This window comes from Lawsonibacter sp. OA9, assembly GCF_022440585.1.
Map to the genome: position 1 here is coordinate 2,037,923 of NZ_JAKNTI010000022.1, position 18,805 is coordinate 2,056,727.

Consider the following 18,805-nt stretch of genomic DNA (forward strand, 5'->3'; position numbering starts at 1 on the left):
AAATTTTGCCAAAATGATGCAGCAGTCTAGCGAGCCGGAGGGATCTCCCTATCTCGAGTCTACCGCACCGTCCTCCACAATGTTGGAGAACTGAACATCTACCACGGTGCCCATGGCGGCTGTTTCTCCGCCCAGGATGCTCTGGTCACTGGCAGTCGTGGTATTACTATAGTACACAGATACGCCGGAGGCCCGCATAAAGAACCCGGCCTCCTCCAGCCGTTTCTTGGCGCCCTCATAGCTCATGCCCACCACATCTGGGACAGTACCGCTCTCCTCGGGCACCGCGTCCCCTAGGTATAGCACCACAGTGGAACCTCCTGGGACGCTGGCCCCGGCGGCAGGGAGTTGAGCGGTAATGCTCTCTCCCTCGCCCACTGTGCGGTACTTCAGGTTTTTCTTGTCTAACGCCTTTTTGGCATCGGCCACTGTCATACCGGTGACTTTGGGGGTATTTACATCCACGGCGGCGGACTCGTCGGCGTTGTACTTCTTCTCCACTCCCATATAGTCCAAGATCTGGGCGATCAGGGGGCCAGCTTTTGGGGCGGCCATATTGCCGCCGCTGATGTACACCCCTGTGGTGGATTCTTTGGGGTTAGTGGCGCTCTCCTGAGGTTTGTCGTAGGCCAGCAGGACGATGACCTGAGGGTCGTCAGCCGGAGCGAAGCCCATAAAGGACACGATAGTGCGCCCCGTCTCCCCTGTTTCCGAGGAGCCCGTCTTACCGCCGATGCGGTACCCCGCCACATAGGCGTTCCTGCCGGTCCCCTTGGACACCACCTGCTCCAGGATATCGGTGGCCCGCTGGCTGGTCTCCTGGCTGACCACTTGACGGACGACCTCGGTCTCCGTGTTCTGGACCACGGTGCCATCCTTCGTACTGATAGACTGGACCACATAGGGCTTTACCAGGTTACCGCCATTGATGACGGCCGCAAAGCCTCGAATCATCTGGAGGGGGGTGACGTTGAATCGCTGGCCGAAGGAGGCTACCGCCAGGTCAGTGGGAATCATGTCTTCCCGCTCCCAGACCACGCCCTTGCCCTCTCCAGGCAGGTCAATGCCTGTTTTTTCCTTCATGCCGAAGGCCTCGAAATAGTCGTAGAACAAATCGATGCCCAGCCGCTGACCGATGGCGATGAAGGCGGGGTTGCAGGAGTTGCCCACCGCCTCCGCCAGGGTCTGGGAACCGTGGCCAGTGACCTTGGAACAGTGAATCGTGTGATCGGCGATCTTCACGCTGCCGGAGCAGTAAAAGGTGTCGCTCTCACTCACCACCCCCTCCTCCAGGGCGGCGGCCAGCACCAGGGCTTTGAAGGTAGAGCCCGGCTCATAGGTATCGTCGATGGCCTTACTCCGCCACTGGCTCATCACGGCCTGACTGTATGCCTGACTCTCTGCCTGTGCCATGAGCTCGGCGTCGGTCAGATTTTCCGGATTGTCCGCCTTCAACTGCTCGTAGATGGCCTGAGTGTTCTCATCCATCTTTCCATTCAGCATATCATCCAGAATTTTTGAGTAGTTATTGGGATCAAAGTCCGGGGAACTGGCAATCCCCAGGACAGCACCAGTGTTGGGGTCCATGGCAATGGCGAAGGCGCCGTTGCGCACGTCATAGTCCTGGATGCCCTCCTCAATGGTTTTTTCCAGATAGGACTGGATGGTAGCGTCGATAGTCAGGGTCAAGTCATAGCCGTCAATGGCGTCCACGAAATCAGAGTATGCGTTGTACATCTGGGTGCCCGCTCCGGTCTTGGTGGTGACCACCCGGCCGGCGGTGCCCTCCAGCACGTCGTTGTACGCCGCCTCGATACCGTAGGCGCCCCCCTCGTCATTGACAAACCCCAGGGCCTGGGCAGCTAGGCCGGAGTAGGGGTAGTAGCGTTTGGTCCCGGGAGTAAGGTATAGGTAGGCGGAGGTCTTGTTCTCGGTGATGTATTCCCGGATGGCCTGGGCCTCCTCCTCCTCGATGTTCTTCTTGATCTCACGGTAGGAATACTTGGTGGCGTGCACCTGGGTATCTACTCTCTCCTCGTCCAGGCCGGGGACGAGAGCCATCAGGTCCCGGACCATCTGGTCCTGCTTGGCGGCCACCGCCGCCTCGTAAGCCGCCTGGTCCAGATTGCCCTCCTCATCGGTAAAGTCCTTTTTGGACACGCTCTTTTCCAGGTCGTTGGGGGATAAGATCAGGTTGTATACTGTGGCTGACATGGCCAGCACGTTGCCGTTTCGGTCGTAAATGTTCCCCCGGCTGGAGGATACAGACAGGTCCAGCGTCTGCTGCTTGGTGGCCAGCTGCTGGTAGTAGTCATGGTTGACAATGGCGATGTTCCACAGCTTCCAAAACAGAGGGATGAACATAAGCACACCGCACACCGCCATCAGGAAGACCGTGCGCCGGAATATAGACCGTTTGGAGTGGCTGCCCCGGGTCCCGCCGCCCGCGCTCTGGCGGCTTTTTCTCCCGTATTCCTCCCGCATAACGCTTCCCTCCTTTGCGGTAGAAGGGCGCAAGAAATATCCTTTCTTGCGCCCCTTGCTCTATCTTTCGTCTTTCATCTATATGGCCGGTTCAGCGGAAATATTCAATCATTTCTCCCAACACTGTGCCCGCTGCCTTCAGGGCGCCGACGATGCCTCCGGAAGCCTCCTGCTCACCGTAGACCACCACGGTATCCGGCTCGGACAAATCGATGTACTCTACCTGGTCGCTGGTGGGCCGCACCATGCTCTCTCCCACCGCGGCCTGGATCGTCTCCATATCAAAGACCTTTTCGTACTGGGCGGACAAGGTAGCGTTCTCTGTCTGGAGTGTGGTCAGCTGGTTTTGGAGGGATACCACCTCCCCATTTAGGGCGGTAAACTGGGCAAAGCTGGTAATGAGCAGGGCCGCAAAGACTGCCACCGCAATGAATCCCACCACCGCGAAGGGAGCCACCTGACCGGCCTCTCGGACCTGGACCTGGGTGCGGGTCAGCTGCTTGCGGCGGACGTGCTCCCGTGTCTTGGGCTGGGGACGGCGCTGAAGCTCCTCCTCCCTTCTGGGGGCACGGACGGCAGAGCCGTCATAGGCGGGGGCATAGGCCACGCTGCCATAGGTGTTATATACGGTTGTGCTGCGACGGCGGGCGGCCATAGCGCTCACTCCTTCTCTTTGGTAGGAAGCGGGCACGCCGGACGTGCCCTTCACAATTTTTCCGCCACCCGCAGCTTGGCGCTGCGGGAGCGGGGATTCTCCTCCAATTCCTGGGCAGAGGGGAGAATGGGTTTTTTATTCACCAGCCGGATGTCCGGCGTCTTGCCGCAGACGCAGACGGGAAAATCCGGCGGGCAGGTACATCCCCTGGCAAAACCGGCCAGGCTGGTCTTGACAATGCGGTCCTCCAGAGAGTGGAACGTAATCACCGCCAGCCTTCCCCCTCTGTTGAGATGGGAGACCGCCCCCTGGAGCATCCGGTCCACAGAAGACAGTTCGTCGTTGACCGCGATCCGAATGGCCTGAAAGGTCCGCTTCGCGGGGTGCTGTTTTTCTCTCAACGCCTTGGCGGGCATAGCGCTTTTGATGATGTCCACCAGCTCCAGAGTAGAGAGGATAGGCCTCTCCGCCCGGCGGCGGACGATAGCAGCGGCGATCTGAGGAGCGCAGCGTTCCTCACCGTACTGAAAGAGGATGCGCCGCAGCTCCTCCTGGCTCCAGGTGTTGACCACCTCCGCGGCGGTCAGCCCCTCAGACCGGTCCATCCGCATATCCAGGGGGGCGTCAGCCATGTAGGAGAACCCACGGGAGCTGTCATCCAGCTGCGGGGAGGACACCCCTAAATCAAAGAGCATCCCATCCACACCGGACAACTCCAGCTCCTCTATAATCTGGCCCACCCGGTCAAAGTTGCTGTGGACCAGGGTGACCTTATCCATGTATTCGTCCAGCCGCCGACCCGCAGACTCCAAGGCCGCCTCGTCCCGGTCCACACAGATGAGCCGCCCGGTATTCAATCTCTTTGCGATCTCCCGGCTGTGGCCTGCCCGGCCCAAGGTCCCGTCCAGATACACGCCGTCCGGGCGGATATTCAGCCCCTCAATGCACTCATTGAGCAGAACTGGGTAGTGGGTAAACTCACTCATATCAGAATCCCAGCTCCGCCATACAGGCAGCCATCTTCTCCGGCGTCATTTCTTCCTCCTCCTGGGCATTCCAGGCATCGGCGGACCAGATTTCCGCCCGGTCATTGACTCCGATGATGACTACATCCTTCTCCAGGCCGGCATATTTGCGCAGCTTCTGGGGGATGACGATGCGCCCCTGGCTGTCCAGCTCGCACTTGGCAGCGTTGGCGAACAGCGGCCGCATGGCCTTGGACTGGCTCATTGGCAGGGAAGCGAATTTTTCAGTAAAGCGATCCCAGGTGGCTTGGGGATAGATGGCCAGGCAGGCATCCACGCCCATAGCCAGGTAGAAGGTGACCCCCAGCTCCTCCCGGAGCTTGGCGGGGATGAACAGCCGACCCTTAGCATCGATGCTGTGCTCGTATGTGCCGGTCATGTTCCTCACCTCTCCCCCACTTTAGTGGTTTATATAGGGATTTTACTCCACTTTACTCCACCTTGCCTTTTAGTATAAAAGGTGTTGACATAAAATGCAAGTCTTTTTTTCATGGTTTTTTATAGAAAAAACCGCCGCTTTCCTTCGAAATCGGCGGTTTCTTTACAAAAACATCTGTTCCATTTAGTTTACAATAACTTCCAACCAGTCCAGTCCCATTGATATCTTGTGCCACTCTCTTCTGTCCATCGCAATATGTTGTGCTTGTTTTTCTTTTCTGACAAAAAAAGTCCGTCCGCACCCGAAACGGGCGCGGACGGATCCATTGTCATCTCCGACAAACAGGGGTTCAGTTGACTTCAGCCTCATCCTCCAGCCTCTCCAGCTCCTCCAATCGCTGGGCTACGGGGGACTCTAGCGCGCTCTGGCTACAGGATGTCTGCATATAGGCGGCCACAGCGGTGGTGCTCTTCTTCACCGGAGTGATGGTTCCCGCGCCGGCCACACAGCCGCCGGGACAGCCCATCCCTTCCAATAGATAGCCATTATACTTGCCGGCCTTAGCCATTGCCAACATCTTCCGGCACTCCCGCAGACCATCGGCGTGCTCCACCAGAACCTCTCTTTCGGGGTCCAGCTCCTTGATGGCAGCCTTGACCGCGGCGGCCACTCCCCCCGTCACCGCGAAGCCACGGCCAGCGCCAGTGGCTCGCATAAAGTCGTTCTCGGGATCGCCGGGCATCTTGCTGGGGTCCACGCCCTTAGCGTCGAACACGCCCTGCATCTCCTCAAAGGTGAGGACGAAGTCCACATAGCTTCGGATGGTACGCCGGGAGGCCTCCAGCTTCTTAGCGGCGCAGGGGCCAATGAATACCACACGGGCCTCGGGGTCCTCCTTTTTGATGAGCCGGGCCGTAAGCACCATGGGCGTCAGGGCCATGGAGATGTTGTCCTTGAACTGGGGGTACAGCTTTTTAGCCATCACAGACCAGGAGGGACAGCAGGAGGTGGCCAGGAAGGGGAGCTCGTCCGGCACCTTCTCCAAAAAGTCCTTGGCCTCCTCGATGGTGCACAGGTCGGCGCCCACCGCCACCTCCCGCACATCGGCAAAGCCCACCTGGAGCATAGCCTCCCGCATCTGGGCGGCGGACACATTCTCACCGAACTGGGTGACGAAGGCGGGGGCCACAGCGGCGACGACTCGATCCCCCCGCTTGATGGCCTGGATCATCTGGAAGATCTGGCTCTTGTCCGCGATGGCGCCGAAGGGGCAGTTGACCAGACACATTCCGCAGGATACGCACTTGTCATAGTCGATCTTGGCCCGGCCCAGCTCGTCAGAGCTAATGGCATCCATGCCGCAGGCCTCGGCGCAAGGCCGCTCAAACTTGATAATGGCGTTATAGGGGCACTGGTCCACGCACTTGCCGCACTTGATGCACTTCTCCTGGTCGATGACGCTCTTACCCTGGACCACCTTGATGGCATCCTTAGGACAGACTTCCCGACAGGGATGGGCCAGACAGCCCTGGCACATATTGCTCACCCGGACCTGCTTTGGGGGGCAGGCGTTGCAGGCAAAGGGAATAATGTTGATCAGCGGGGGCTCATAGTACTTCTCCGCCACCACGCTGTCCTCCAGATGGTCGATGGTAGGGGCGTATTCATTCAGATCCCGCAGAGGCAGGCCGATGGCCAAGCGCAGCCGCTCGCTGACGATGGCGCGCTCCACCAAAATATTCTGGCGGTAACGGGCCACCTCGCCAGGGATGATCTTATGGGGCAGGCGTCTAAGCGTCTCCCCATAGTCGCCGCCCTCAAAGGACATCCTCGCCACCTCGGTAAAAACCTTGCGGCGAATGTCGTTGACTACGGTATGCACTCCTCGCATCCCAGTTTCCTCCTTAGAAAGATACAGATAAGATTCTTTTTCAATCGGTATCATACCACAATATCCTGTTGCTTGACAATGCCTCATCTGACAAGTATTCCCGTTTTTTTGCAGGAAAAATTGTATTTTTGTGTGAAGACTGGGATTTTCTAGGATGTGTTCTCTTTATTTGCAGAGTTTGATTCAGGAACTATCCTGTTTTTATAGGGTCTGGAGTAATCTTTTTCTTTGCGCGGCAGGTAAATCGTGTTATACTGAAAGCAAGGAGCTTTGAGATATAGAAAGGAGTGATCAGCGGTGGCGATGCTGGATTGGGGACCTCTGGAACAGGCCTGTATGTCCTGTCAGAAATGCGCCCTGGCGGACACTAGGCACAACGTGGTCTTTGGGGCAGGTGTGCCAAACGCGGAAGTCATGTTTATCGGGGAGGGCCCTGGAGAGAACGAGGACTTGCAGGGCGAGCCCTTCGTAGGCCGGGGCGGGAAGCTGCTGGACGATATGCTGGAGCTCATCGACCTGGACCGGAAGAGGAACGTATACATCGCCAATATCGTCAAATGCCGCCCGCCCCAGAACCGTGACCCTCTCAACTCGGAGCAGGACGCCTGCATCGGCTATCTCCGCAACCAGGTCGCCCTGATTCGCCCCAAAATCATTGTGTGTCTGGGGCGCGTCGCCGCCATCCGTCTGATCAAGGAGGACTTTAAGATTTCAAAGGAGCACGGCCAGTGGTTCGAAAAGGCCGGTATCCATATGACCGCCCTGTTCCACCCGGCGGCCATCCTCCGGGACCCCCGGCGGCGGCCGGAAACATTTGAGGATTTAAAGGGCCTCCAGGCCAAGATCCAGGCGATCTGTGAACGGACCTATTGACGTTGTTCTGCCGGCAGCTGCTCTGCCGGCAGATTTTTTTCGATACTGTGAAACGCCGCCCCACCCCCAGCCGTACCTATAAGCAGAACCAAACGTACGAATGGTCTACACCCTACTGAAACAGAGAGGAGGAAGCTCCTTGGACGAAACAGGTCTGGTCCTGGCGCTGGCCCAGGGCGACCGCGCCGCGCTGGAGGATACCATCCGGCGGTATACCCATTATGTGGCCGCAGTAGCCGCCAGGGCCCTGGCCCCTGAGCCGCTGAGGGAGGATTTGGAGGAGGTGGTCTCCGACACCTTTCTCGCCCTGTGGCGCAGCCGGGAATCGCTGGACCCGGTCCGCTCCCTCCGGCCATGGCTGGCGGTGACCGCCCGGAATCTGGCCATCGACCGGGTCAGAAGGCGGCGGGAAACGGACGCCATTCCAGACCATCTTCCCGACAGCCGGCCGGGCCCCGAAGAGCTGGCGGAGCGGCACCAGCTCCACAGTCAGCTCCGGCGGCTGGTGGACAGCATGGAGGAGCCGGACCGGACTCTGTTCCGGCGCTATTACTTTGAGGAGGAGCCGCTGCACCAGGTGGCCAAAGAGATGGGGCTGAACCAGGCCACTGCCCGGACCCGGCTGGCACGGGGACGGCATAAGCTGCGGGAGGCCCTGTGTGGGAAAGGAGGGACGCCCTGTGTCCAGTCACATTCATGAGCTGTGGAACGACTTAGGTCTGCCCGAGGAGTACCCCGAGCTGGACCCGGAAGCTATCCTCTCCCGTGTCGAGGCCGCACTGGAGCAGGAAGAGGCGGCTTCCGCTCCGCCGGAAGGTCCAAGGCAGAACAGTATGAAGAAAAAAATGAAATGGGCGGTCCTGCTGGCCGCCACCCTGGCACTGACCACGGGGGCCGCCCTGGCGGCGGCCTACCAGATGGGGGTACTGGACCTGTTTTTCACACGGGGGGATGCCAGCGTGGTGGAGCCCTATGTACAGGACACCATCAAAAGCGTGGAAAACGAGGACTACCGCCTGACGGCGGACAGTATGCTCTATGACGGTCAAAACGTCTTTGTTGTTCTCACTGTGGAAGGGCTGAATCAGCAGGCTATCGACGACCTGATGAGCAACCGGGCCTTTGCCGAGGCCCACCGAGAGCCCTGGGGGGAGGATATGGTAAGCAGGCTGCTGGAGAGCGGCAGCACCGGCCCCGATGGGATCTCCTACGATCTTCGCACCCATTCGGGCAGTATGGGAATCCATGACCTCCCCAATCCCAGCGGCACCAGCCGTTCCTGGCAGATCGACATTCAGTTCGGCGAGTATGTCGGCCCTTTGGAGGAGCCTCTGAATGTATGGCTGGCCTTTATGGGCCGGGATTACGCCGTACGGCTGCCTATGGATTCTGTGGTGGAGCCCATCCGCGTCACCCCGGACCTGGAGGTCATCTCCAATGAGTTTCTGGGGCTCCGGGGCCGGTTGAAGGAGCTTATCCTCACCCCAGTGTCCTACTCCTACGAGTTGGAACGCCTCGGGGACTGGTCCTCCTACGCCGACTCTATCACTGACCTGGGCGTTGCCACCGACCTGTTCTATCTGAAGATGAAGGACGGCTCCACCCTGACTCTGGCACAGTTGGGAGAAGTGGACCAGCAGTTTGAACAGGTGGTGGACCTGACCCAGGTGGATTCCATCGTCTTTGACCAGTGGGAGTTCCCCGTGGACGGCTCCCCCGCCAGAGAGGCGGAACTGGACCCCCGTCTGCGGCCCTTCCTGATGGACCCGCCCAGCCCGGTCTATGACCTGGAGGGGCTGCGCCTGGGCCATCTGTCCCTCCGCCAGCTCTGCGAGAGGCTGGGCGCGGAGTACCGCTGGGACGAGGACAGCCAGACCGCCACCGCTCGGTACCGCGGGGTGACCATCACCGCCACAGCGGGCAGTTCCACCATCCTGGTGGACGGACAGCCTATTGAGGCCACCTACTACTCCACCAAAACAGACGAAAACGGCGACGAGATGTATCTCCCCAACCCCGCCGTCCCCGTCCCGGACGGGTGCGACCTGCTGGTGGGGCACCATCTCCTGGAGGACGCCTGGAACATCTGGTGTCTGGGATGCTGGAGCCACGATGTTTCTCCCGAGGGCTTCCAGTTCGACGCCTGGCTCATCATCCCCTGATCCTGCCGCTTGCGCCCCTGCCTGAATCCAGGCGGGGGCGCTCTTGACTTTATTTTGCCAGTTCCTTATACTAAAAACGAATTCTGGCGAAGAACGCCGTCCATCACCCGGCTTCGGCCGGAGAGAGAGAAGTGTCCGCCTTGCACAACACCGCTCATCCGTCCGTCGGGCTGGAGCGTCCCCCCTCCCGCCTGCCTGTTTTAGATGACTTCAATGCCCTGTGCTGCCTGCTGGTCATCATGATCCACGTCATGTCTCTAGGCATCACCGACGCCGACCCCACCTCCTGGCAGGGGGCGGTGGTCTTTGTCCCCTGGCTTCTCAGCCGGTGTGCTGTCCCCGGCTTTCTGTTCAGCGGCGGGATGAAGATGGGGCTGGAGCTGGCGAGGGACACCCTGTCCCCCTACGGGCCCTATATCCTGCGCCGGGCCAAAAAGGTCTATTTCCCCTACCTCTTTTGGACTTTGTTCTACTATCTCTGCTTTCTGCCCATCGGCTATGTGCGGGGCAGTCTGGCAGAGCTGGGAAATTATTTATGGTTCGGCTCCCTGTCGGCCCAGTTCTATTATGTACTGGTGGTCATGCAGCTCTATCTCCTGCGCCCCCTGTGGCGGCAGCTGGTCCGGCGTGTGGGCTGGCTGGCCGGCTGTGCGGGCGCCCTGGTGGTCATGCTGGCCGCTCTCTGGCTCCAGGGCGCGGCCGCCCGGGCCCTTCCCTGGTTCGCGCCCTATCAGGGCAAGCTGTTCATTACCTATCTGTTCTATTGGGTGGCCGGTCTGTACGCCGGCTATCTCCGGCCGGAGCGCCCGGCCCCGACCCGCCGGCTGTGGGCCATCCTGGGCTCAGGGCTGGTGGTGCTGACCTATCTGGGCCTGTGCTATCTGGAATTTTCCGCCGGGGTGGTATTTTTTAACCTGGAGCTGATGAAGCCCCTCTCCAACCTCCTGTCCATTTACCTGCTGATGGAGCTGTGCGCCGCCTTGAAGAACTGCGGCCCTCTGCTCCGGCGGTTCCTCAACTGGCTGTACCAGGCCTCTCTCTTTGTGTTCTTTGTCCACTGCCTGGTGCTGACCTACGCCACCGCTATCCTGCAGAAGCTGGGCGTCCACTCCCTCTCTCTGCTGCTAATTGGCCGTCTAGTTGCCGCCTATTTGGGCTCCTTCCTTCTCTATTGGCTCTGGAACCGGCTGCGGCAGACGATTCACCCCCGCTGATTTTGTTCATAAACGAAAAAGAGCGCGGACAGGGTTTCTGTCCGCGCTCTTTATTAACGTCCATCTCACCTGGCCTTGGTTTCTCGCTGGAATTCCTCCATACAGGCGCTCTGGAGTAAATGGAATCGTTCCCGATCCCTGCCACCCACAGGGATGCCGTCGATGGACTCCACTCCCATGCACAGGGCGCTGGAGCTGGTGACAATGGCCTCGTCCGCGTTCATCAGCTCCACCATGGAGAAGGGTTCCTCCACCACCGGGACGCCGTTCTCTTTCGCCAGGGCAATCAGATGCTTCCGGGCGATGCCGGGGAGGATGAGCTCGTCTGTGGGGGCGGTGCGCAGCACTCCGTCCTTCAGCATGGAGATATTGCTGTGGGCGCACTCGGTGACTCGGCTGCCTCGATGGAGCACAGCTTCGTCACATCCCCGCTCCGCCGCCCGCTGGCTGGCCAGTACGCTTGGGATCAGATTCAGTGTCTTGATATGACACAGCTTGTACCGGTTATCCTCTAGGGAGATAAGCCGATAGGGCTGATTCAGGTCCTTCATCCTGTGGGGCCGCACATAGGCCAGCAAAGTGGGGGCCACCTCTGCCGGAGGGAAGGCGTGCCCTCTGGGGGCTACGCCCCGGGACACCTGCCAGTACAAGAAGTGGTAGGGGGCCTCCTCCGCCGCTTCGATGACCTTCTGCAGCTCGGCCCGCACCTGGTCCCGCTCCATCCGGAAGGGGATCTCCAGCAGCCGGAGGCTGTTATACATCCGGTCCAGATGGTCCTCCAGCGCGAAGGGGACGCGGTTAGCCACACAGGCGGCCTCATAGATGCCGTCGCCGAAGTAGAGGGCCCGGTCCCCCATGGGCACCTTCATCTCCTCCAGAGGGCCAATTTCTCCGTTGTAATAACCGACGTTCTTCCACATATCACTTGGCTCCTTTCCTATTTTCTTTCAACCGATCCGTCCTGTAACCGTCCAGCTTCAGTGCCACCCAGGCGCACAGTGTTCCGATCAAAGCCCCAGCCAGCACATCCGTGGGATAGTGGACTCCCACATACAGCCGGGACAGCCCCATCAGGACCGCCAGCAGTACAGCCCCGATCCGTCCCCAGCGCCAGGGCAGGGTCTTGGCCCAAGCCACCCCGGCCGCAAAGGCGGCACAGGTATGTCCGGAGGGGAAGGAATGGGGGTCGTTTTCCACCACCAGGGGAAGGATGGGCAGGTCCAGCCAGGGGCGGGTCCGCTCCACCAGCGGCTTTATGGTCACATTGGTAACCAGCAGTCCCAGCACCATAGCTGTCAGCGCCAGGGCCCCCGCCCGCCGGGTAGGCCGCCAGCACAGCACGGAAAGGGACAGTACGATCCACAGCAGCCCGGCGTTGCCAAGCTGGGTGTAGAAGGCCACGATGGGGTCCAGCCAGTCCAAGCGCAGGTCCTGAATGGCCAGCAGCAGCGAGGCATCCAAATTCAATAAGGCTTCCAGCATTCTCGTTTCCTTTCCAGACGGAGCCCCTGCCACCCCCGGCTCCGCCAGCCAGAGGGGGGCAGGAAAAACCGCCCGCTTGACGGTATCTCCCTCTCCATACTATAATAGGTAAAAAGGTCCCATAAGTCAATGTCATTTTACCGGGAGGTCTCCTCTTTGAAGCAGATCCTATGTCTATCCAATGAGCCCTGGAGCACCTCTCCGGGCCGGACCCAGCAGCTCCTCTCCCGGCTGCGGGACACACAGATCTTATATTTCGCTCCCCCTGCCGGCAGACGGGACCGGAGCTTTCGGCAGAAGGGGCAGAAGGTGCGCCCCAACGTGACGGTCTACACCCTTCCCCCCACCCTATTCCCGGTGTCGGAGCAGTATTCCCGGCTGTTCCTGCGCAACCAGAGGAAGCTGGGCCGATTCATCGCCGACAAGGCCGCCCGCCACCGTTTCCAATCACCCCTGCTGTGGACCACCAGTCCAGAGCAGGTCCACCTGCTGGACCACCTGGAATATGACGGGCTTGTCTACGACTGCGACCGGGATTGGGAGGAGCTGCCCCCACTGTGGGAGGGCGCCCTGGCCAACAACGCTGACATAGTCTTCGCCGCCTCCCCCCTGCTGGCCGACCGGCTGTCCCCCTGCAGCTCTAACATCGCTCAACTGCCCAATGGGGTCAACTACCCCATGTTTTCCGGCGAGGGGGGCTCTATTCAGTCGGACCCTCTGCCCCAGGTCCACGGCCCGGTGCTGGGCTGGGCCGGGGTCATCCACCGGGAACTCGATCTGTCCCCCATCCTTTACGCCGCCAGGGAGCGGCCTGGCTGGACCTTCCTGCTGCTGGGCCGGCAGGAGGACAATCCCCTCCTTCCTCGACTCAGGCGGCAGCCCAACGTGGCGCTGGCCGGCCCCTGCCCTCTCAATGAGGTACCCGACTGGCTGTTCCGCTGCGATGTGCTGTTGGAGCTGCTGCGGGAGGACCGGCCGGACAGCGATGTGATCTCTGGTCGATTGTATGAGTACCTGTCTACCGGGAAGCCCATCGTGTCTATGCTGTGGCCCGAGCAGGTAGAGATCTTCCCCGACGTGGTCTACGGAGCCCATGACGAGCGGGAGTTCCTCACCCTCTGTCAGCACGCCTTGGAGGAGGCCCCCGGCTTCGTCTCTCAGCGCCGCCAGAGCTACGGCGCAGCGGCGGCCTGGTCCCTCCGAGCCGCTGCGGTATCCCGTATTTTGGACACTGCCGGCCTGCTGTGAGCAGAGGATGCCAACTTTTTTGTCCCGTATTTCGCAATTCCTTGTACAAGCCTACGAAATTCATTCCCTCTCTTGCAAAGCCCGCGTTTTTTCGATAAAATGGAACCCTAATGGATGGAAGGGGGCTTAGTCATGGGCTTTATCCGGGTGTTTTCTCCTAGGTTCGTCACTGGCTACGGCCCCAATCTGCCCAAGGCCGAACACTAACATTCTATCAGGCTATCTGTACCCGCAGATAGCCTGAATCTTTTTTGACAAAGGAGAGGTTTTGATGAAAAAAGTCGCTGTCATCATGGGCTCGGATTCCGACTGGCCGGTGGTGAAGGGAGCCTGTGAGCAGCTCCAGAGCTTTGGCATCCCCTTCGAGGCCCATATCTTCAGCGCCCACCGCACCCCCGCCGCTGCCGCCGACTTTGCCAAAAGCGCCCGTAAAAACGGCTTCGGTGTCCTCATCTGTGCCGCCGGCATGGCGGCCCACCTGGCCGGGGCCTTTGCGGGCAACTCCACCCTGCCGGTCATCGGCATCCCCATGAAGGGGGGCGCTATGGACGGGCTGGACGCCCTGCTCGCCACCGTCCAGATGCCCAGCGGCATTCCTGTGGCCACTGTGGCCATCAACGGGGCTAAGAACGCCGCTGTACTGGCCGCCCAGATTTTGTCTGTCTCCGACGACGAGCTGGCCGCCCGGCTGGACCAGGCGAGGGAGAGCATGGCCGCCCAGATCGCCGAAAAGGAGAAGAAGCTCCAGGCCGAGCTGGGGTAGTAAGAGGCAGCCCGCTCACTGTGGAGGCGCGTCATGAAGAAGTCGATTCCTATCTGCTTGATTGGCGCTGCTCTCGGCGCCCTGTCCGCCCTGATCTCCCATCTGCAGAAGGTCTTTTACTGCTGCATCGCCCTGTGGTCCATCCCCGCGGGCATGGATATTTTCTTCGCCGCCCTCTTTACGGCTGTCTGTGCCGTGGCCATGGCCGCTCTCTATCTCCCCCTTGGGAGGGGACGGTATGGCGGGGTACTGCTCCTGTGGATCCTCTCCACCCCCCTCTGGGGAATGCTGTTCCCCACCCCGAATGAGATCTACCGGGCCGTCTTTCAGACAGAGGCCTCTCTGGGCGGTGGAGGCGGATTCGCCCTCCTCTTTGTTTCGTTGTGCTCCTTTTTTGTCTATATCCCCGTTTTCCTTTTCGCCTGTTCCATTTTTTATCCCAAATACACTCAGCATCCATTTCAATTTCATACATGGAGGAATGTCATCATGGAAAAGAAGCTTGTTTACACTGGTAAGACCAAGGACGTGTTTGCTCTGGACAACGGCAACTACCTGCTGAAGTTCAAGGACGACTGCACCGGCAAGGACGGCGTGTTCGATCCCGGCGAAAACTCTGTGGGCCTGACCATCGATGGCGTGGGCGACGTGAACCTTCGGATGTCCATTTATTTCTTTGAAAAAATCAACGCTGCCGGCATCCCCACCCACTATGTGTCCGCCGACCTGAAGAACACCACCATGGAGGTCAAGCCTGCCAAGGTGTTTGGCCACGGGCTGGAGGTCATCTGCCGCCACAAGGCAGTGGGCTCCTTCCTCCGCCGCTATGGGGAGTACATCGCCGAGGGTGCCGACCTGCCCGCCTATGTGGAAACTACCTTTAAGAATGACGCCCTGGGCGATCCCCTGGTCACCAAGGACGGTCTGGTCGCTCTGGGTGTCATGACCGAGGAGCAGTACGACGCCATCAAGGAGGAGACTCAGAAGATCACCCAGATCGTGGCCGACGACCTGAAGGAGAAGGGCATGGTCCTGTACGACATCAAGTTCGAGTTCGGCTACGACGCGGACGGCAAGGTTATGCTCATCGACGAGGTGGCCTCCGGCAATATGCGGGTCTACAAGGACGGCAAGTACATCGATCCCATGACCCTGTCCAAGCTGTTCTTCGCCTAAATCGTGGACGTCGGTATCATTGGCGGGCAGGACGGCCCCACCGCCATTCTTATCAGCAGCAGCCCCATCGCGTTGCCTTTCATGCTGCTGATCCTTGCGGGACTGGTTGGAGCTGCCTGGTTTTTCCTGCACAAACGCAAAAAGTAAGGAGCAAATAAATGGGTGGTTTTTTTGGGGCCGTTTCCAAGCGGGACGTGACCCTCGATATCTTTTTCGGAGTGGACTACCACTCCCATCTGGGTACCCGCCGGGGCGGTATGTTGATCCATGACCCCCAGGACGGATTCCAGCGCCAGATCCACTCCATCGAGAACACCCCCTTCCGCACCAAGTTCGAGAAGGATCTGTCTGACTTCCACGGTTGCAGCGGCATCGGCTGCATCAGCGATACCGATCCTCAGCCCCTGCTGGTCCGATCCCACTTAGGCCTGTACGCCATCACCACCGTGGGCATCATCAACAATGCCGAGGAGCTGATCCAGCAGTATTTCTCCGACCACGGCCATCAGTTTATGGCCATGAGCTCCGGCAAGGTCAACGCTACCGAGCTGACCGCGGCCCTCATCAACCAGAAAGATGATCTGGTGTCCGGTATCCTCCACGCCCAGGACGAAATCAAGGGCTCCATGACCCTGCTCGTCCTCACCGACAAGGGGGAGATCATCGCCGCCCGGGACAAGTTGGGCCGGCTGCCGGTCCTGGTGGGCCAGAACCAGGAGGGCTGTTGTGTGTCCTTCGAGTCCTTCGCCTACCATAAGCTGGGTTATGCCGACGCCTATGAGCTGGGGCCGAGAGAGATCGTGCGTATTACGGCTGACGGGTATGAAACCCTGTCCCCCGCCGGCGAGGAGATGAAGATCTGCGCCTTTTTGTGGACCTACTACGGCTACCCCAACTCCAACTATGAGGGGAAAAATGTGGAGGTCATGCGCTATCAGAATGGCGAGATTATGGCCCGGGATGAGGTTCTCCACGGTCTTCTCCCCAAGGTGGACTATGTGGCCGGTGTGCCCGACTCCGGCGTGCCCCACGCCATCGGCTATGCCAACCGCAGCGGCAAGCCATTTGCCCGCCCCTTTGTCAAGTATACCCCCACCTGGCCCCGTTCCTTTATGCCCACCAACCAGGACGTTCGGAATCAGGTGGCCAAGATGAAGCAGATTCCGGTACCCGAGCTCATTGAGGGCAAGAAACTGCTCTTCGTGGACGACTCCATCGTCCGGGGAACCCAGCTCCGGGAAACGGTGGAATTTCTCTATGAGTCCGGGGCGGAGGAGGTCCATATGCGCTCCGCCTGCCCCCCCATTATGTACAGCTGCAAATACCTCAACTTCTCCCGTGGCAACTCGGACATGGACCTGTTGGCCCGCCGTACGGTCCAGGAGCTGGAGGGGGACGAGGGCCAGCTCCACCTGGAGGAGTACTCTGACGCCCGCACTGAACGAGGCCAGTGCATGCTCAAGGCCATCTGTGAGAAGCTCGGTTTTGACTCTCTCGGCTACCAGTCTCTGGATGGCCTGCTGGAGGCCATCGGTCTGGACCGGGACAAGGTGTGTACTTACTGCTGGAGCGGCAAAGAATAGGCGTCAGCACGCCATCCCAACCGGAATGTGAAGTCAGAATGGCTCCGGTCCTGCCGGGCTGAACTCCACTGTTCCGTCTGGGGCGCACTCCACAATTCCTGACTTTTAAGTTCTAATTTGATCTGGAGGTCTGAAGATGAAAAACTCCCACTCCGCTTCCTATGCCGCCGCCGGCGTAGACGTCACCGCTGGCTATGAGGCTGTTCAGCGCATCAAGCCTATGGTGGAATCCACTTATATTCCCGGTGTCATGGGTACTCTGGGCGGCTTCGGCGGTATGTTTGCCCCCGACATGGCCGGCATGAAAAAACCAGTGCTGGTGTCTGGCACCGACGGCGTGGGCACCAAACTGCGGCTGGCCATGCTGCTGAACAAGCACGACACCATCGGCATCGACTGCGTGGCTATGTGCGTCAACGACATCATCTGCGGCGGCGCCTCTCCCCTGTTTTTCCTGGACTACATCGCCTGTGGCCGGAATGATCCCGCCCGTATTGCCGAGATCGTCGCCGGCATCGCCGAGGGCTGCCGCCAGTCTGAGTGCGCCCTGGTGGGCGGCGAGACCGCTGAACACCCCGGCGTCATGCCCGACGAGGACTATGACCTGGCCGGCTTCTCTGTGGGCATCGTGGACGAGGAAAATATCATTGACGGCAAGCGCCTATCCACCGGCGACGTACTCATCGGACTTGGCTCCACCGGCGTCCACTCCAACGGGTTCTCTCTGGTCCGCAAGGCTCTGGATGTGGAGCACACTGACCTGACCTCCCCCATGGAGGAGCTGGGCGGCCGGAGCCTGGGCGAGACTTTGTTGGCCCCCACCCGCATCTATGTCAAGGCGGTCAAGGCTCTGCTGAAGGCCGGAGTAGATATTCACGCCATCAGTCATATTACCGGCGGCGGGTTCTACGAGAACGTGCCCCGAATGATGACAGACGGCCTCACCGCCCGCATTGATCTCAAGACCTTCCCCAAGCTGCCCATCTTTGATCTGATCCAGCGGAAGGGAAACATCCCGGAGCGGGATATGTACAACACCTTCAACATGGGCCTGGGCATGATCCTGGCCATCCCCGCTGTTCAGGCGGAGCGGGCTCTCTCCACTCTGACGGATGCGGGCGAGAATGCCTATCAGGTCGGCTCTGTGGTTTCTGGCAGCGACGGTGTGGAGTTAGTCAAATGAAAAATATCGCGGTTTTGGTATCCGGGGGCGGCACCAATCTCCAGGCCCTCATCGACGCCCAGGGGCGGGGTGAGCTGATCAACGGTCGAATCACCGCTGTCATTTCCTCCACCCCCAGCGCCTATGCCCTGGAGCGGGCCAAGGCCGCCGGCATCCCCGGCTATGTGGCGGCCCGAAAGGACTACCCCTCCAGCCAGGCCATGACTGCGGCCCTGGTAGACAAGCTGAAGGGATTGGATATCGACCTGGTGGTATTGGCCGGCTTTATGGTCATTCTGACTGGCGAGATGGTCCGCGCCTTCCCCAACGCCATCCTCAATGTCCATCCCGCCCTCATCCCTTCCTTCGCCGGCCCAGGGTGCTACGGCCTCCATGTCCATGAGAAGGCCCTGGAGTATGGGGTCAAGCTGTCCGGCGCCACTGTCCACTTTGTCAGTGAGGAGTGCGATGGCGGCCCCATCGTCTCTCAAAAGGCGGTGGAGGTCCTCCCCGACGACACGCCGGAGGTACTCCAGCGGCGCATCATGGAGCAGTGCGAGTGGCAGCTGCTCCCCCAAGCCGTGTCCCTGTTCTGTCAGGACCGGCTAAAGGTGGAGGGGCGGACCGTCCGTGTTTTGGAGCATCCAGAACACGGAACGCGGAACGCAGAATGAATTTGCTTTTCTTACCCTTTTTTGCTACAATGTA

18 protein-coding genes are annotated in these 18,805 nt (G+C 59.8%); 11 read left to right on the forward strand and 7 right to left on the reverse strand.

All coding sequences use genetic code 11. The features are described from left to right. Window positions 1-48 precede the first annotated feature (48 nt). From MCG44_RS11085 to MCG44_RS11105, 5 genes are all read right to left on the reverse strand, one after another. Window positions 49-2,484 (reverse strand): penicillin-binding transpeptidase domain-containing protein, encoded by a 2,436-nt coding sequence (locus MCG44_RS11085; RefSeq protein WP_147571545.1) that lies wholly within the window; start codon window positions 2,482-2,484, stop codon window positions 49-51. A 91-nt stretch (window positions 2,485-2,575) separates the two neighbouring features. After that, entirely contained in the window at window positions 2,576-3,139 is a 564-nt protein-coding gene (locus MCG44_RS11090) for a hypothetical protein (RefSeq protein ID WP_147571547.1), read from the reverse strand. A 50-nt stretch (window positions 3,140-3,189) separates the two neighbouring features. Further along, window positions 3,190-4,125 carry a 16S rRNA (cytosine(1402)-N(4))-methyltransferase RsmH gene (rsmH, locus tag MCG44_RS11095; protein WP_186851925.1) on the reverse strand — a complete coding sequence of 312 codons (936 nt, stop codon included), beginning with the start codon at window positions 4,123-4,125 and terminating at the stop codon, window positions 3,190-3,192. Between the two features lies 1 nt (window position 4,126). Further along, window positions 4,127-4,543: a division/cell wall cluster transcriptional repressor MraZ gene (gene mraZ, locus MCG44_RS11100; RefSeq protein ID WP_147571551.1), complete on the reverse strand. Its 417-nt coding sequence runs from the start codon at window positions 4,541-4,543 to the stop codon at window positions 4,127-4,129. A 349-nt stretch (window positions 4,544-4,892) separates the two neighbouring features. Beyond that, complete coding sequence (locus MCG44_RS11105) at window positions 4,893-6,434, reverse strand: 4Fe-4S dicluster domain-containing protein (RefSeq protein WP_147571553.1); 1,542 nt, start codon at window positions 6,432-6,434, stop codon at window positions 4,893-4,895. Window positions 6,435-6,737: 303 nt separating this feature from the next. On the opposite strand from MCG44_RS11105, the gene MCG44_RS11110 reads away from it, so the two are divergent. The 4 genes from MCG44_RS11110 to MCG44_RS11125 all read left to right on the forward strand — a co-directional run bounded on the left by MCG44_RS11110 (window position 6,738) and on the right by MCG44_RS11125 (window position 10,683). Next, entirely contained in the window at window positions 6,738-7,307 is a 570-nt protein-coding gene (locus MCG44_RS11110) for a uracil-DNA glycosylase (RefSeq protein WP_147571706.1), read from the forward strand. Between the two features lie 139 nt (window positions 7,308-7,446). Next, window positions 7,447-8,007 (forward strand): RNA polymerase sigma factor, encoded by a 561-nt coding sequence (locus tag MCG44_RS11115; RefSeq protein ID WP_240288267.1) that lies wholly within the window; start codon window positions 7,447-7,449, stop codon window positions 8,005-8,007. Beyond that, the gene (locus MCG44_RS11120) at window positions 7,988-9,469 is read left to right on the forward strand and encodes a stalk domain-containing protein (protein ID WP_240288269.1); all 1,482 of its coding nucleotides are present in this window, start codon (window positions 7,988-7,990) and stop codon (window positions 9,467-9,469) included. Before MCG44_RS11115 ends, MCG44_RS11120 begins: the two co-directional genes overlap by 20 nt. Before the next feature lie 140 nt (window positions 9,470-9,609). Continuing rightward, window positions 9,610-10,683, forward strand: coding sequence for an acyltransferase (locus tag MCG44_RS11125; protein ID WP_240288271.1), 1,074 nt, complete (start codon window positions 9,610-9,612; stop codon window positions 10,681-10,683). Between the two features lie 65 nt (window positions 10,684-10,748). Here MCG44_RS11125 and MCG44_RS11130 read toward each other — a convergent pair whose 3' ends face one another. Both MCG44_RS11130 and MCG44_RS11135 read right to left on the reverse strand, forming a co-directional pair. Beyond that, window positions 10,749-11,603 carry an aminotransferase class IV gene (locus MCG44_RS11130; protein WP_186851921.1) on the reverse strand — a complete coding sequence of 285 codons (855 nt, stop codon included), beginning with the start codon at window positions 11,601-11,603 and terminating at the stop codon, window positions 10,749-10,751. A gap of 1 nt (window position 11,604) precedes the next feature. Further along, the gene (locus MCG44_RS11135; RefSeq protein ID WP_240288273.1) at window positions 11,605-12,165 is read right to left on the reverse strand and encodes a phosphatase PAP2 family protein; all 561 of its coding nucleotides are present in this window, start codon (window positions 12,163-12,165) and stop codon (window positions 11,605-11,607) included. 156 nt (window positions 12,166-12,321) lie between these two features. On the opposite strand from MCG44_RS11135, the gene MCG44_RS11140 reads away from it, so the two are divergent. The 7 genes from MCG44_RS11140 (at window position 12,322) to purN (ending at window position 18,771) form a co-directional block, all read left to right on the forward strand. Beyond that, window positions 12,322-13,413 (forward strand): hypothetical protein, encoded by a 1,092-nt coding sequence (locus MCG44_RS11140; RefSeq protein ID WP_240288274.1) that lies wholly within the window; start codon window positions 12,322-12,324, stop codon window positions 13,411-13,413. Between the two features lie 268 nt (window positions 13,414-13,681). Continuing rightward, window positions 13,682-14,176, forward strand: coding sequence for a 5-(carboxyamino)imidazole ribonucleotide mutase (purE, locus tag MCG44_RS11145; RefSeq protein WP_240288276.1), 495 nt, complete (start codon window positions 13,682-13,684; stop codon window positions 14,174-14,176). Between the two features lie 33 nt (window positions 14,177-14,209). Beyond that, the gene (locus MCG44_RS15175) at window positions 14,210-15,352 is read left to right on the forward strand and encodes a phosphoribosylaminoimidazolesuccinocarboxamide synthase (protein WP_366460491.1); all 1,143 of its coding nucleotides are present in this window, start codon (window positions 14,210-14,212) and stop codon (window positions 15,350-15,352) included. Window positions 15,353-15,355: 3 nt separating this feature from the next. Then, on the forward strand, window positions 15,356-15,499 hold the full coding sequence (locus tag MCG44_RS11155; protein WP_186851917.1) for a hypothetical protein: 144 nt from the start codon (window positions 15,356-15,358) through the stop codon (window positions 15,497-15,499). Window positions 15,500-15,510: 11 nt separating this feature from the next. Then, a complete protein-coding gene (locus tag MCG44_RS11160; RefSeq protein ID WP_147571569.1) occupies window positions 15,511-16,935 on the forward strand; it encodes an amidophosphoribosyltransferase in 1,425 nt (474 codons plus the stop codon). 136 nt (window positions 16,936-17,071) lie between these two features. Beyond that, complete coding sequence (purM, locus tag MCG44_RS11165) at window positions 17,072-18,118, forward strand: phosphoribosylformylglycinamidine cyclo-ligase (protein ID WP_240288278.1); 1,047 nt, start codon at window positions 17,072-17,074, stop codon at window positions 18,116-18,118. Continuing rightward, on the forward strand, window positions 18,115-18,771 hold the full coding sequence (gene purN, locus MCG44_RS11170) for a phosphoribosylglycinamide formyltransferase (protein WP_240288280.1): 657 nt from the start codon (window positions 18,115-18,117) through the stop codon (window positions 18,769-18,771). Before purM ends, purN begins: the two co-directional genes overlap by 4 nt. The last annotated feature ends 34 nt before the right edge of the window (window positions 18,772-18,805 follow it).

Excerpts from the sequence above, each read along its gene's own strand:
- MCG44_RS11085 (WP_147571545.1), bottom strand. The coding sequence starts at position 2,484 with ATGCGGGAGGAATACGGGAGAAAAAGCCGCCAGAGCGCGGGCGGCGGG.
- MCG44_RS11090 (WP_147571547.1), bottom strand. The coding sequence starts at position 3,139 with ATGGCCGCCCGCCGTCGCAGCACAACCGTATATAACACCTATGGCAGC.
- rsmH (WP_186851925.1), bottom strand. The coding sequence starts at position 4,125 with ATGAGTGAGTTTACCCACTACCCAGTTCTGCTCAATGAGTGCATTGAG.
- mraZ (WP_147571551.1), bottom strand. The coding sequence starts at position 4,543 with ATGACCGGCACATACGAGCACAGCATCGATGCTAAGGGTCGGCTGTTC.
- MCG44_RS11105 (WP_147571553.1), bottom strand. The coding sequence starts at position 6,434 with ATGCGAGGAGTGCATACCGTAGTCAACGACATTCGCCGCAAGGTTTTT.
- MCG44_RS11110 (WP_147571706.1), top strand. The coding sequence starts at position 6,738 with ATGCTGGATTGGGGACCTCTGGAACAGGCCTGTATGTCCTGTCAGAAA.
- MCG44_RS11130 (WP_186851921.1), bottom strand. The coding sequence starts at position 11,603 with ATGTGGAAGAACGTCGGTTATTACAACGGAGAAATTGGCCCTCTGGAG.
- MCG44_RS11135 (WP_240288273.1), bottom strand. The coding sequence starts at position 12,165 with ATGCTGGAAGCCTTATTGAATTTGGATGCCTCGCTGCTGCTGGCCATT.
- MCG44_RS15175 (WP_366460491.1), top strand. The coding sequence starts at position 14,210 with ATGAAGAAGTCGATTCCTATCTGCTTGATTGGCGCTGCTCTCGGCGCC.
- MCG44_RS11160 (WP_147571569.1), top strand. The coding sequence starts at position 15,511 with ATGGGTGGTTTTTTTGGGGCCGTTTCCAAGCGGGACGTGACCCTCGAT.
- purM (WP_240288278.1), top strand. The coding sequence starts at position 17,072 with ATGAAAAACTCCCACTCCGCTTCCTATGCCGCCGCCGGCGTAGACGTC.
- purN (WP_240288280.1), top strand. The coding sequence starts at position 18,115 with ATGAAAAATATCGCGGTTTTGGTATCCGGGGGCGGCACCAATCTCCAG.